11 protein-coding genes and 1 pseudogene are annotated in these 13,811 nt (G+C 68.6%); 4 read left to right on the forward strand and 8 right to left on the reverse strand.

What is annotated here, in order from left to right; genetic code table 11:
- Nucleotides 1-317: 317 nt before the first annotated feature.
- The 3 genes from ACWCQM_RS15775 to ACWCQM_RS15785 form a co-directional block, all read right to left on the reverse strand.
- The gene (locus ACWCQM_RS15775; protein WP_450915854.1) at nucleotides 318-833 is read right to left on the reverse strand and encodes an NUDIX domain-containing protein; all 516 of its coding nucleotides are present in this window, start codon (nucleotides 831-833) and stop codon (nucleotides 318-320) included.
- On the reverse strand, nucleotides 830-1,675 hold the full coding sequence (locus tag ACWCQM_RS15780; protein WP_450915855.1) for a sugar phosphate nucleotidyltransferase: 846 nt from the start codon (nucleotides 1,673-1,675) through the stop codon (nucleotides 830-832). Before ACWCQM_RS15780 ends, ACWCQM_RS15775 begins: the two co-directional genes overlap by 4 nt.
- Nucleotides 1,676-1,752: 77 nt before the next feature.
- Nucleotides 1,753-3,540, reverse strand: coding sequence for a hypothetical protein (locus ACWCQM_RS15785; protein WP_450915856.1), 1,788 nt, complete (start codon nucleotides 3,538-3,540; stop codon nucleotides 1,753-1,755).
- 90 nt (nucleotides 3,541-3,630) lie between these two features.
- Between ACWCQM_RS15785 and ACWCQM_RS15790 the strand changes: the two genes are divergently transcribed.
- Nucleotides 3,631-5,157 carry an NHL domain-containing protein gene (locus ACWCQM_RS15790; RefSeq protein ID WP_450915857.1) on the forward strand — a complete coding sequence of 509 codons (1,527 nt, stop codon included), beginning with the start codon at nucleotides 3,631-3,633 and terminating at the stop codon, nucleotides 5,155-5,157.
- 63 nt (nucleotides 5,158-5,220) lie between these two features.
- Here the strand turns inward: ACWCQM_RS15790 and ACWCQM_RS15795 are convergent, their stop codons facing one another.
- Together ACWCQM_RS15795 and ACWCQM_RS15800 are read right to left on the reverse strand one after the other, a co-directional pair.
- Entirely contained in the window at nucleotides 5,221-5,721 is a 501-nt protein-coding gene (locus tag ACWCQM_RS15795; RefSeq protein ID WP_450915858.1) for a hypothetical protein, read from the reverse strand.
- Nucleotides 5,722-5,761: 40 nt separating this feature from the next.
- Nucleotides 5,762-6,856 carry a hypothetical protein gene (locus tag ACWCQM_RS15800; protein WP_450915859.1) on the reverse strand — a complete coding sequence of 365 codons (1,095 nt, stop codon included), beginning with the start codon at nucleotides 6,854-6,856 and terminating at the stop codon, nucleotides 5,762-5,764.
- 373 nt (nucleotides 6,857-7,229) lie between these two features.
- Between ACWCQM_RS15800 and ACWCQM_RS15805 the strand changes: the two genes are divergently transcribed.
- From ACWCQM_RS15805 to ACWCQM_RS15815, 3 genes and pseudogenes are all read left to right on the forward strand, one after another.
- Nucleotides 7,230-7,949 (forward strand): hypothetical protein, encoded by a 720-nt coding sequence (locus tag ACWCQM_RS15805; RefSeq protein ID WP_450915860.1) that lies wholly within the window; start codon nucleotides 7,230-7,232, stop codon nucleotides 7,947-7,949.
- Between the two features lie 67 nt (nucleotides 7,950-8,016).
- Nucleotides 8,017-9,846 (forward strand): FG-GAP-like repeat-containing protein, encoded by a 1,830-nt coding sequence (locus ACWCQM_RS15810; protein ID WP_450915861.1) that lies wholly within the window; start codon nucleotides 8,017-8,019, stop codon nucleotides 9,844-9,846.
- 89 nt (nucleotides 9,847-9,935) lie between these two features.
- Nucleotides 9,936-10,505: pseudogene (locus ACWCQM_RS15815) on the forward strand (transposase); the annotation flags it as partial.
- Nucleotides 10,506-10,845: 340 nt separating this feature from the next.
- Here ACWCQM_RS15815 and ACWCQM_RS15820 read toward each other — a convergent pair.
- The 3 genes from ACWCQM_RS15820 to ACWCQM_RS15830 all read right to left on the reverse strand — a co-directional run.
- Nucleotides 10,846-11,172, reverse strand: a complete 327-nt coding sequence (locus tag ACWCQM_RS15820; RefSeq protein ID WP_450915862.1) for a LexA family protein — start codon at nucleotides 11,170-11,172, stop codon at nucleotides 10,846-10,848.
- A gap of 448 nt (nucleotides 11,173-11,620) precedes the next feature.
- Entirely contained in the window at nucleotides 11,621-12,994 is a 1,374-nt protein-coding gene (locus ACWCQM_RS15825; protein WP_450915863.1) for a DUF317 domain-containing protein, read from the reverse strand.
- Between the two features lie 61 nt (nucleotides 12,995-13,055).
- Nucleotides 13,056-13,811: DnaB-like helicase N-terminal domain-containing protein (locus ACWCQM_RS15830; protein WP_450915864.1), on the reverse strand; the 756-nt coding region annotated here is incomplete at its 5' end.

Genomic DNA, 13,811 nt, shown 5'->3' on the forward strand with positions numbered 1-13,811 from the left:
TCCCGCGCTCTGTTGCGCGGTCGCTGGGCGGCGGCTATCGAATGACGCAAGATTCCTTCGCCTCTCCCTGCGCGCTGGCCTGTTTCTCGCGCTGTCCGCGGTTGGCGGCTTCGTTACGCAGGTTGAGAAGGCGGCGTGGGAGTGGACGGTCACGAGGTAGAGCACCCGACTTGGTGGCGTCGCACCGAGCGATCAAGAAGTCGGATGGCGACGCCCCAGCGGGCCGGGCCGTAGGGCCAGTCGTATGGCGGTCTTGACGGCTGGAGGGATATGGCCTCCGCGTCTGTCACGCGTTACGGCGGCTCCCAACCGTTTGGTCAGCGCCAGGTGTACGTCTGGTCGGTGATCGGGGGGAGCAGCACGTCGCTGGGCGGGTCGGTGGGCTCGGTCAGCTCACTGAGCGCGGTGCCGACGGCGGGGTAGAGGTGGCGGCGGGCGGCCTTCGCGAGGGGGACCCAGACCACGCTGGTGACGTCTTCGGCGTCTTGCTCGGTTGTGGGGAGGGCGGCCCGTACGTGGCGGGGGATGGACAGAAGATGGATGAGGTGGAGCCGGCGGAACGTGCCGGTTCTGCCGGGGCGTGTCGTGATCTGGTCCTGTGCCCAGCGCAGCCGGGGGCGGTCGGGGAGGGCGGTGACATCGAGATCGAGCTCTTCCTTGAGTTCGCGGGCGAGGGCGACAGGTACTTCCTCGTCCGGGTGGAGGAGACCGCCCGGCAGTGAGTACTGGTCGCCATCGGGGCGGGCCCGGCGGATCAGGCAGATCTCGTCGCTTTCGATGATGGCTGCGCAGGTGCGGATCGCGATGGCCGGAACGGCGCCCGCCGTGGTCATGAGTCCGTCCGCGAGTGGAGGGCGACAGCATTGTTGGCGGCCAGCCAGCCCGTCGGGTTGCCGCAGTCGAAGTACTGGCCGGTGACGGGGTGGATGAGCACGTTGTGGTCGCGGGCGAAGGCGATGATGGCGTCGGTGGCCTGGTACTCGCCGTTCGCGGCCGGGGTGAGCTTCTCAAAGTAGGCGGTGGCCTCGGCGGGAAGCAGGGTGCGGCTGATGTTGATGAAGGCCGTCGGTGCGCCGTAGGTGGTCGGCTTTTCCAGCAGGTCGTCCATTACCTGCTGGCCGTCTTTCGTGTTTCGGGGCTTCAGGATGCCGTACCGGTGGGCGTCGCTGCCGGGGACGGTGGCGGCGGCGACAGCACCCGCGGTGTCGGCGGCGTCGCGGGCGGCGGCGAGGTCGGCGAGGTCGGATCCGCCGTCGGTCCGCAGGAGCAGGTCGTCGCCGGCGATGAGGAAGAAGTCCTGGTCGCCGATGAAGTCGGCGGCCAGGATCGCGGGCAGGGCCGTTCCGTACCGGTCGCCGTCGCGGGGCTGCTCGATGAAGTGGAAGTCCGCCTGGTCGTGAAGATGTGCGATCGGTTCGTACTTCTTCTGCCAGGCGCGGGCGGCGAAGTAGTCCCGCATGCCGTGGTCTTCGGTGAAGTAGTGGCGGACCTGCCGTCCACCCTCGCCCTGCGAGGTGACGATCGCGATCTCGCGCACGCCCGCTGCCAGGCAGTCGGCGACCGCGTAGGCGAGGACGGGTTGGTCGAGTACCGGCAGCATGCACTTGTTGACCGATTTGGCGATGGGGAAGAAGCGGGTTCCCATGCCGGCTACGGCGATGACGGCGCGACTCACGCGGGCCCTTCGGGTGGGTGCGGGCTCTGCCTGTGGTCCTCCGGCAGGGCCCGGCGGGGCGGGATAGGCGCGACAGTCTACGCATACCGTGCACGGTTTCCGTGAACCCGCAGTCCGCAGCGGTGGCGCTCAACTGGCCGAGCCGCCATCGCTGTTGAGCGAGGCGGCTTGGCGGAGTGCGTCTGCTGGATCAGCGGGTGGGCGGTGTGATCGAAATGGAGAGGGGTTTGGGGGCCGCGGCGGCGGTCAGGGAGCCGGCCTCGCGGATCCGGTCCCAGATCGGGGTGGCCCGGTTGCTGGGGTCGAGACCGTGGCGTACTGCCTGCTGGTGGACTGCGGCGAGCATGGTGTCGTAGTCGCGGGGCGTGCCGACCTGGCCGTCCACGTAGCGGTGCAGGGCGGCGATACCGACCTCGATGATGTGGTTGCCGGTGTGCTGGAGGGCGCCGAGCAGGTCGGTGTCGAAGGACAGCCGGTGATCGGTGATCGGTGACCTGGGGCAGGGCTGCGGCGAGGGCGGTGCGGGTGAACGCCTTGAACCCGGCCTGGGGGTCGGTGACGTGCAGGCTGAGGAATTCGTTGGCCGCCTGTGTGTAGAGCAGGGTGGCCGGCGTGGGGCCGGCGGGCGGGTAGTAGCCGTGCGAGTCGGGCCTACGGCGCGACCCGATTACCGCCCCGGCTCCGGAGTGGGTCAGCGCTTCGAGGTGCAGGCCCAGCTGGTCGAGGGGGTAGGTGAGGTCGAGGTCGGTGTAGGCGAGGGTCGTGTGGCCGGCGGCGTGCAGCTGGTTGAGGCCCCACAGCACCGCTCCGCCCTTGCTGCTGGTCACTGCCGCGCGGTGCGCGATGGTGATGCTGATCCGGGGGTGGGAGCCGGTCAGTTCCGCGGCGGCCTGTGCGGAGGCGCTGTCAGGGTCCTCGTCGATGAGCAGCAGGTGCGCGCGGGCGTCGGGACGGGTTTCGAGGAGCCAGGCGAGCTGTGCGGTCTTTGCGGCCAGGGCGTCGAGTCCGTCGGGGTTGTCGGGTGAGGCGGGGGCGAGCCGGCCGGTTTCGGAGCGCATGGGGATGACGATGCCGACGTCGGGTGTCTGGGTGAGGGTGAGGAGCGCCGCTTTCGAGCGGGCTGCCTTGAGCGCGGCGATCAGGCCGTGGATGTGCAGGGCTCCGGGGATCTTGTGCCGGCTGTTCTTGGCGTGGGCCTGGACGAAGGTGATGAGCAGGGCGTCATCGAAGTGCGGAAGCGGGCTGTGCCCGAGGTGGCCGGTGAGGTGGTCCGCGATGGTGTGCAGCAGGGCACGTCCTGCCGGATCGGAGGCCCAGCACCGCTCGGGGGTGGGAGCGGTGTCCGCCGTGTAGTGGGTGCGGACGTGCTCAGCGAGAAGGTCGTAGCCGGCGATCAGCGCCCGTTGGCTGGGGTCCCAGATGGACCCGTCGGTGGTGGCGGCCTTCTGCCAGGCCGGTGACCAGACCTGGGGGTGCCGGCTCGCGGCGCGAGCGGCGGCTCGAAGCTGCTGCCAGCGGGCCTGGACGGCGGGCCAGGGGCAGTCGGGCACCGCGTCGGCGGCGAGCGTGCGCGGGGCAAGGAGGGCTATCGCCAGGGCGCGTCCGGCGTTCTGCGGGGTGTCGGCGGCCTCGGCGAGCGCGCCGAACCAGAGGGTGGCGGCCAGGGTGAGGCCGCCGGTGTGCTGGGCGAGAGCGGCGATCGTTTCCTCGCGCCGGGTGAGACACCCGCCGTGGCATAGGGCTCGCAGCCGGGGATCCGGTACCCGACCGATGTCTGCCTGACCGCTGAGTCCATGCGGCGGTCGACTCTGCGGCTCGGCCGGGAGGGCCTGCGGGGCCTGCGTCAACGCAAAGCGTGAAGGCATCCATTGGTGACTTTGCTGGCCGGGTGCCCGCATGTCTTGTTGGAATCGATCTGGAACCGGCTGTAGTGGGCGGCCGATGAGAGCAAAGGGATGACGATGAGCATTGCTCGGACGGAAGCCGGTGGCGAGAATTTCGATCCTGAGATCAGCACCGTCGCGGGGACGGGGGTCGCAGGGTTCAAGGGAGACAACGAGCCGGCCGTCGCGGCTCAGCTGAATCGCCCGTACGGCATCGCGCTGGACAGCACCGGCAGCCTTTACTTCTCCGACTACAACAACCACCGGGTCCGGAAGATCAGCACGGACGGGAAGATCAGCACGGTCGCCGGTGGCGGTGCCGGCTACCGGGGTGACGGCGGTCCTGCCGTTTCGGCCCTGCTGAACTGCCCGCGTGAAGTGGCGGTGGACGCTGCGGGCAGTGTCTACGTCACCGACGCTGCCAACCACCGGGTCCGGGTAATCACCCCTGATGGGAAGATCGACACAGTTGCCGGAACGGGCACCGCAGGGTTCAGCGGTGATGGCGGTCCGGCCGCAAAGGCCCAGTTGAACTATCCGTTGGGGGTGGCGGTGGACAGCTCCGGCGCTCTCTACATTTCCGACCACAGTAACAACCGGGTCCGGAAGGTCAGTACGGACGGGAAGATTAGTACGGTCGCGGGGAACGGTGCAGCGGGATTCAAGGGAGACGATGGTCCAGCGGCCTCAGCTCAGCTGAATCGCCCGTACGCGTTGGCGGTGGATGACGCGGACATCCTCTACATCACCGATGGGAACAACCACCGTGTCCGCAAGGTCGTGGCCGACGGGACCATCAGCACGGTCGCCGGAACGGGCACCGCGGGGTTCAGCGGTGACGGCGGCCCGGCGGCCTCCGCACAGCTGAACCTGCCCCTGGGGGTGGTCGTGGACAGCACCGGCACCCTCTACATCTCCGACTACAACAACCATCGCGTCCGGAAGGTCGGACCGGACGGCAAGATCTCCACGCTCGCCGGCAAGGGCACCGCGGGATTCGGCGGTGATGGCGGCCCGGCCGCGGCTGCCCAGTTGAGCAACCCGTTCGGGCTCGCTGTGGACTGCGTCGACACCCTCTACATCGCCGACCACGTCAACAACCGTGTGCGTAAGGTCGCCTCGGCGAGGATGGCGGGGCTGCCCGAGTCAGGCACGGTGGTTTCCTGGGCCAACGTCCGCAGCAGGCTGCGGATGGGTGTCCTGCGCGAGTCCACCAGGGACGGCGCCGAGATCCACCAGTCCCTCGCCTCCCCCCGGGCACACCAGCAGTGGCGGCTGATCGCGTCCGGCCAGGACGAGGCCGACGTCCTGTACCGGATCGAGAACGTGCGCAGCGGCAAGGTCCTGGAGGTCGTCGGAGGAGGCACCGTCGACGGGGCGGTGGTCGCGCAGCGTGCCTACGAAGGCACCGCAGCCGGCCATCAGCAGTGGAGGCTGATCCCGGTGGGTTCGGTGACGGACACCCCGCGGGTGTACGAGATCGCGAACCGCAACAGCGGTCTGCTGCTTCGCGTCGATACCAATGCCCCAGCGGTGGTGAAGCAGTACGGGGCGCAGGGCGATCACCGCGACCGGCAGTGGCAGCTGCTCCCCGTGTGAACGCACGAGTACGCACGAGTGGTCAGGGGCGGTACCGCCCCTGACCACTCGGCCCCTGTGACCCTACTTGGGATCGGACGGCTTCTCGGCGGTGGCCTTGGGTGCCTTGGGGGGTTCTTCGGCCGTGGGGGAGGCCGGGGCGTCGGGCGCCTTGAAGTCGCCCCTCTTCGGTGCCTGCAGGCCGTCGTCCTTCTGCAGGTCGCCGTGCTGTGTCACCGTCTCGCTGGACTTCTCCATGCCGGCTGCTGCGGCTGTGGATACGGATCCGGGGTCGTGGGCGTAGGCGGCCTGGGTGCCTGCGGATGCCTGGGTGGTTTGGATGAAGGAGGCGAGGAAGCCCAGGATGGCCCGGGCTTCGGGTGCCTGTTCCTGCACGATCTTCGCCCGGTGGGAGGCCCCGTGGATCCCGCTGGTGAACAGGCTCGTGGTCGTGTCGTCGTACGTGTCGTCGTCGGCGTCTTCGAAGTCGACGCCCGCTCCCGGCCGCGGTTTGTGGCTGTCGGTGGTCACCGAGAAGAGTTCCGCGCCTGCCCCGGCGGAGTCGAAGACGTTTTTGAACACCATGGTCGTCACCTCTGGTCGTTGTGGCGGTGCCGCCCGCCGGTCACGGCTGCTTGTACAGGTCTCGTTGGCTGTCGGTGAGGCTCTCGCCGTCGAACATCGTGTGGTGTACCTCGAGGGCGGAGACGACCTCGGCCAGCCCTTTCATGCGGAACCCACCGCCGGCCAGGTCGAGGTCGGCGATGTCGCGGGCGACCAGCTCGTCGAGTCCGGGGTAGGTGTCCGGCTGTGGGGGAGACAGGACTGCCACAGGCACGTCGTACTTCACCGCGAGCAGCCCGGAGAAGGTCACCGGGATCTCGTAGGTGTACTGCTTGAGGGCCCGGCGCTGCGTGACGATGGTCTCCACGCGGGAGTTCGGCGGAACCGTCCCGGAAATCTGTGATTTCGACGCCCAGCTGGTGGTGAGGGAGCCGCCGACGGAGGCCGTGATGCCCTGGGCCAGGGCTGCGTTGAGGCCCGCGGTGCCGGAGGCGGTGCCCGTGGTGGTGAAGTCCACGGAGCCGGTCATCGAGGCGGAGGCGGAGTTCGTCATCCCGTTGCTCACCGACGTGTCGACGGTGTTGGCGTTGTCCACGCCGACGCTGTCCTTGCTGTTCTTGCTGGTCACCGTGTTGGCGTTCTTGTTCGCCATCTCGTTCTTGAGCTGTGTCCCCAGCTGCCCCTGAAGGTTCAGGCCGAGCTTGTTCTGGAGCTGAAGCTGGAGCTGGGCGCTGACGTTGCCGCCGAAGGTGAGCTTGGTGTCTCCCGAGAGTGACCAGGTTGCCCCGTTCGACACGTTGAAGTCGACGGAGTCGGTGAAGTTCATGGCGGAGCCGCTGCGGTTGACGTAGGTGCGCGAGGAGAACGTGTCGGGCGGGGGCTGCGTGATGTTGCGCCGCTCCTCGATCAGCGGCTCCCCGAGGTTCATGTAGGCAAGCCAGCCCAGCCCGAACGCCGTACCTGGGAAGGAGCCGAATCTCGACTTGTTCACGGAGAAGCCGACGGGCTTGTGCCGCACCCCGTAGTCGTCGACGTAGACCAGGTTGGGGTGCTCCAGGATGGACTGCCAGGTTTGCTCGATGTTGAGTTCCCGCAGGTTCTTCTTCGTCAGCGGCTGGCGCTTGGCCCGTTCCAGGTTGTACGCGTTGGAAGGCAATTTCTGTCCTCGACTGATCTGGCCGAAACCGCACTCGGTGAAATGGCGAAAAGGGGCTCTGTACACGCTCCGGCAAATTAAGCTAACAGGCTTCCCTTTGGTGGAGTGGCCACTTCTGTGCATCGCACTCAAACGGGTGATCAAGATTTCTGGTCGCTCTTGATCACCCGATCGAGGATCTCCCTGCTCTCCGCCGTAGGGCCATGACCTCGAATGTTGCCACTTTGGTCCTATTTGCTTCGGTCGCATATTCGGTTATGAAGCCACCTTCGCTCGCGCATGATCGAGAGCGCGGTAATGCCGCGTGATAAATCATGTCACTGAGCGCCTGAGGCGTTGTTCCCCCACATTAAGAACAGGTGAGGTTTCCGCGATGTACACCCAAGAACGCACGGCAATGGCGAATTTGGTGGTCGGCGGCCCGGTGGCGGTCAACAGCTACGACAACGCGATTGTGGCCGCGCTGGTCGAGAGCCGGCCGGTCATGCTCGTGCACGCCTTCAACGGCGGCTACCTGAGGCCCGCGGAACTGGCGGCGAGCAGCCACGACAAGGGCGTGAAGCTGGCCACCGCGCTCGACCCGGCCACCAAGGAGGCTCAGGGCCACCTCTGGCACATCACCCCCGGGGGCTTCTTCGGCCAGCGCCCGCTGTACTTCATCGAGAGCGCCGCGGGACAGGTGACGCCCCCGTCGGCCGGTGCGGCCGACCCGGACACAGGGCGGGGCGACGACGGAATCCCGAAGCCGCAGCGCAGGCGCGTCACCGTCCACCAGGACGCCCCGCAGAGCACGGCCGACACCCTGCAGGTGGGCCTGCCCGCCAAGGTGGCCGACAAGTGGCGTGGGAAGAACGGTGCGATGGAGGACACCCAGCTGTGGGTGGTCACGGTGACGCCGTGGGGCGGGATCACCTTCGTGCCGATCACCCACCCCGACGCGATTCTCGGGTTCAAGGACCACGCCGTGGCGAAGGACAGCGAAGCGCGGCTCACCTACAACTGGGGCGGGGACTTCACCGGGACGGTCATCAACACCTTCTACCCGCGGCTGCCCAACGAGTGGGACGTCCCCTACCACCACGTCTTCACGTGATCCGCGGTCACCACCGCGCCGCACCTGTCCCGAGCCGTCGCACCAACCGCCTGGAAGAGGCACCACGATGCCCGTGCCCACGCAAGAACTGAAGCTGGAGATCGTCAACGCCGCCACAGGCCAGACCCTCGGCGCCAAGGCCACGCCGGCCGCGGACGGGACGCTCGTCGTCCGCGACTACCCCGAGGACGGCCCGCGACCGGAGCTGTGGCAGTTCACCCCCGTGCCGGGCTCGCAGGACGACCCGGCATACGTGATCCGCAGCACGGCCGGCAGCAAAGTGCTCGACACCCCAGCCGCTGCGGGCCAGGGCGTTCGCCAGTCGGACGCCTCGGGCAAGAAGGGCCAGCAGTGGCGCCTCGTCCCCGTCGCGGGCGAAGCGGGCCTCTACTTCATCGAGGGCGCGGCCGACGGCGCCGTGCTCGACCTCGACGAACCCGGGAAGGACGACACCCTGATCGTCCTCGGCCAGTACGACGACCTCGCGGAGAGCCAGCGGTGGCGCCTCGTCCCCGCCGAGCCGGAGCGCACCAGCGACCTCGTGCTGGACTGGGCGCCGCTGAGCCACTGGAACAGCCGCCAGTCCTGGCGACTGACCCACCACCAGAGCGCACTGCGGCCGGCACCCGACGCGACGCCCTCCTTCAGCAACGTACTGCTGGTTCTGGAGAAGTTCGGGAGCGACCAGGACACCGCCGGCTGGAAGAACGACGCGCTCACCCCTTCCGCCGGCGGGGAACCGGGCCGCTGGGCCGGGGTCGGTGCGCGTTTCCTCGCCGACACGGAAGGCACAGGGCGGGCCGACATCGTGGGGATCAGATCCACGAAGGGATCCGTGACCTCGTCCAGCCGAGGCGACGGGACGTTCGACGACGAGCGCCCGCTGCACCAAGGGGTGGCCACTCCGAGCTCGTCGGATCTGTGGTCCGTCGTGGATCTGACGGGCAACGGCAGGCCCGACGTGGTCGCCCTGTGCACCGGCGGAGTCCGGGTGTCCGCACAGGACCAGGGCGGGGCGTTCACACCCGAAGGCGGCGAACTGGTCCTCAAGGCTTTCGGCCATGGCAAACAGGCCGGCGGTTGGCTGGTCGACAAGCATCCGCGTTTCCTCGCCGATACCACCGGTGACGGCAGACTCGACATCGTCGGCTGTCACGACGACGGCCTCTGGGTATCACTCCAGGACGAGGAAGGGAAGTTCGCACCGCTCTCCGACGAACCCGCCCTCCGGGCGTTCGGCCACAGTGAGGAGGCCGGCGGTTGGCTGGTCGACAAGCATCCGCGTTTCCTCGCCGATACCACCGGTGACGGCAGACTCGACATCGTCGGCTGTCACGACGACGGCCTCTGGGTATCACTCCAGGACGAGGAAGGGGCTTTCGTCGAACCTCTTTACGTCCTCGACGACTTCGGGGTCGACCACGGATGGAGCTCGATCAGGGAGCACCCCCGGTTCGTGGTCGCCACCACCCGCGATGGGGTACCGGACATCGTCGGCTTCGGCCCGCAGGGTGTCACCGTCGCACGCGGACGCGGCGACGGCACCTTCGAGCCCTCCCGGCTCGTCCTGAACGACTACGGGCAGGCCCAGGGGTGGAGGGGCGAGAAGCACCTCCGGCTCCTGGCCGACGTCACCGGCGACGGGACCCCGGACATCGTCAGCTTCGGCAACGAGGGCGTCTGGGTATCGCACAACAACGGCGACGGCACCTTCGAGCAAGCCCAGCTGGTATGCCGCGGATTCGGGTACAACGACGACGCAGGCGCCTGGCGGGTCGACCGTCACCCCCGGTTCCTCGCCGACATCACCGGCGACGGACGCGTCGACATCGTCGGCTTCGGCGGGCCGGGCGTACACGTGGCCCGAAACCTCCACCGCCGCTTCCGGACCCGGTGACCCCGGAGGCACCCACAACCCATCACGGCACATGTGCGCGACCGAAGTGCGACTCCAAGCCCGTGACCATGATGGTCACGAAAGCGCCCGACCTCACGATGCGCCAGCTCGCCCCGCTCTTCCGCTGTTCCCCGGCCACCGTCTGCCGGGTCATTCATCGCCTGCGGCCGCTTCTCGCGCTGGAGCCGGCGCCGCGGCCTGTCGCGGATGTCGAACGGTTGTGGATCGTGGACGGAACCCTCGTCCCGGTCCGCGACCGCACGGTCGCCGCGTCCTCCCGTAACTATCGGTTCTCTGCGAATGTGCAGGTCATCATCGATGCGGATAGCCGCTTGGTGATCGCCTCAGCCCGCCCCGTCCCCGGGAACAAGGCCGACGCCCACGCCAGGCGAGAGTCGGACCTGCCCGCCTTCGCGGCCGGGACAACGGTCATCGCTGACGGCGCCTACCTGGGGACCGGGTTGATCGTCCCGCACCGGAGAAGAGCCGGACGCCCACTCCTGCGCGGCCAGGAGGAGGACAACGCCGAACACCGACGCGTCCGCGCCCGCGTCGAGCACAGCTTCGCCCGCATGAAACTGGAAAATCCTCCGCGACTGCCGCCTCACCATGCCGTCCAAGCCGTCGCCACCACGCACAACCTCGCCATGACAGGCTGAACCAGCAGGTCAAACATCATCCCGGCCTGCCCGCACCCACCCTTCTGCAACAACTTTTAGTGCCGCTGCGTAGCGGAAATAGCCGCGCGTACCCGGAGGATCAGTGACGTGGCCCAGGAGCAGCGGGTTCTCGAGACGGGCGGCTGCGCTGGCGGAGAGCAGCCGGGCCGTCATAGAGGCCCACCATGCGAGCCCGCCCGATCCCAACCCCGTGACGAAGGAGCCGTGATGGGACGCCGACCGCGTGACGAGGGAGCCGACCGTGCCGCGATCCGGGCAGCGGCCGACCGGCTTCTGGCCGGCATGCCTCTGCACTCGCAGCCCGCCGAGCGGACCGCGGTCAACCGGGGCGGCCGTATGGCGCAGCCAGACCTACACCCTGCGGCTCACCGCCACCCCCACAGAGCGGCCACCCCTCCATAAACCAGCAACCGGCCGCACATCGCCGCTCAGGCCGGCCTCCACTGTCAGCAACGTCCGTGGGCAATACAACTAGACTCCGCTCTTCCAGTCGGCCCAGCTGATAGTGGACCGAGCTGGCACTGGTGAGGCCGACCCGCTCGGCGATCTGGCGGAGGCTAGGCGCCTTACCCCTCTCGGTTATCGCGGCCTTGATCGCCTGGAGGATGGACTCCTGCCGTGCACTGAGGGGAGCGTCAGCGGTCATGCCGGTCTGCCCTGCTCCGCCGCGCGGACGGACCTTTGGAGTTCCATCCGGGCTGCCGAGGACCGCCCATTCCTCGTACCCCAGAACGGATGCCACCAGACCCGCGCGGACAACTGCAGCAGCCGTCGGCGCAGGGCGGTGTTCTCGACAGGGCTCACGGTGCTGAGCGCCAGGTAAGCGGCGTGCCTCTCACGCTCGGCTTGCAGGAGATCGTAGGGGAAGGGGGGTGTCGGAGCCATACCTCAATTAGAGTATGCGTTCGAATTTGGACGCACCTTCTGGAGCAACGGCGGGTCGGAGCCAATGAACGTGCACGTTGGTCGACTGCCTCACACGAGGGGGTGCAAGTGTTCGCTCCGCAGATGGTCGGGCTAGGGATCCGGCCGATGGCCTGTGGTGCATCGGCAGCATTTTTCCCGCGCTACGTTGAGTCGTTTGGTCTCTGAGATCAGCGCGTTCGACTGGGTTGGTGGCAGGCGCCGGTGACAGGTCCGGCCGGTGAAGTGGTGACGGGGCGTGTTTGACGCTGGCGGCTCGTGGCCGTCTTCTGGCGGGTGCCGGTTCCGTAGGCGAGGTTTTCGGAGAGGTCGGCCAGCAGCGAGCTGGGCGTGTACGGCGAGGCGGTGAGGGTCCAGGCGGGGCGGTCGGGGTTCGGGCCGCCCCAGACGGTCCAGGTGGCCAGGTTCTGAGTCGGGCGCTGGGCCGCGAAGGCATCGAACTGGACCCCGGCGTCTCCTGCGGGGGATGTCCAGCGGATCCCTCGTCCGTCCACGGTGTGCCTCCAACCGGCTTCGGAGAGGAGGCGAGTGGAGGCGGTCACGGTCTTCTCGCCGACGGGGGAGCCGAGAGCGGTGTCCGAGCTGTCAGCGTCGGCGAGGTGATGCAGAAGCCCGCGCAGCACGGGGGCCGGGGTGGCGCCGGTGGCGGTGAGGACCCACATGCGGTCGGAGACGGGGCTCTCGTACGCGGCCACCGTCCACGCCGTTTCGTGGGCGTCGGTTTCGTGGACGTGCTCGATGCGCAGGGTCTGGTCCTCGTGGATGGCGTGCGTCGTGTCGTCGGACCAGGTGCGCCACTTCTGCCAGTCGCGGTGATCTTCGAGGAAGGTGTCCAGGAGGGCGTCGTGGTCGCCGGCGTCGGCCGCGTATGCGGGGACGGTTTCCGGTTCCGGGCGCGGAGGCTCAGCCCCGGCGGTAGGCGGGCCGAGTGAGGTCCGGGCTTGGGCGGTGTCTTGCTCGGTGTCGGTCAGCGGAGCCGGGCCGGGTCGCATGGCGGCGCCGTGGGCCTTTTCGAAGGCGACCAGGGCTGCGGCGGGTGATCGAAAGGTGTCGGCGACCTGGCGCAGGTGGTCCTCGCCGTGGAGGTAGACGGACTTGCCGCTCTGATGGAGGTATGTGCCGACTGCGACGGTGGTGTGGCCGTCGCGGGCGTGGGCGTGGATGAGGAGGTGGCCGTGGCGGATGTCGTCGTGGATCTTCTGGGCCTCGTTGGAGACCTGGCGGATCTCGCTGCGGGTGCACCAGTGCATCGGGTAGTTGGGCCAGGTCCATTCCTCGTCCATGGCTTCCCGGAGCTTCGGGGTGATCTCGACGGTGATGCCGTCAGCGGCCAGTTGTTCGGCTGCCCACTCGGCCCAGTAAGGCTCCTCGTGATCGATGCGGGCCAGAACCAGGGTGTTCTTGCCCGCGACGCTCCAGTTGCCGGCCTCCAGGGCAACGTGGGCGATATGGGCCTGGGAACCGGTCAGGACGGCGGTCACGGCACTGGAGTGGTGAGGGTGGACATCGAGGCGGACATGGGCGTCGATGGAGGGAGTTGTCATGCGGGGGCTCGTTCCTGCCGGTTGCCGGGACACGAAGGGCCCGACAACCGGCGGGTGGGGATCAGCGGTGACTGCGCGTGGCGGAGGGAGCCGTGGTCTGCGGCGGACCGGCGCGGGGCACGCCTGCAGCTCTCGTGGCCCGTGCACGTGGGGTCCGGTCGGCCGGCTGAGGAGAGGGGGAGGTGGCGTGTCGCCATCGGGTACGCACGGCGGACAGGTCGGCGAGGGCGCGGCGGCTGCCGACGACGAGCTGGTAGGGCGTGCTGGACGCATCGTCGGTGAACGCCTCGATGGTCCGGCCAGCGTGGTCGGCGGCGGTGAGGACGGAGCGCTGGACGACGCGCTCGCCCCAGTGTTCGGGGGAACCGAACGACCCGGACAGGAGCCCCAGCAGCTCGCGCGGATCGGCCCCGGGACGCAGGAGCCCGCGGTGCTGTGCCTCCCACAGGACGGTCACGGGGTCGATGGGAGTGCCGCGCCGGTCCAGGGCCGTCAGGCACTGCCACAGCCCGGCGTGCAGCGGGTGCGTGAAGTCGCCGGGCGTAAGCCACCGCATCTGCTCGATGCCGCTGGGGTTGGCGGTCACGGTCGCGAGGAGCAGCCGCTCCTCGTCTGCGGCTTCTTCATCCACGGTCGCTACCGGCGCGGGAGCGGCCGTGCCGGGCAGGGAGCCGGGGTGTGGGGGGAAGCGGGCGGCGATGTCGTCCACCACGGTGACCACGGCGTCAGCCTCGTCCAGGGTGGCGGCCACGCGCTGGGGGAGTGAGGTGTCCGCGGCGGTGTGCGTGAGGCGCTGGGCGGCGGCGGCCAGACGGCG

The organism is Streptomyces sp. NPDC002125, from assembly GCF_053593715.1.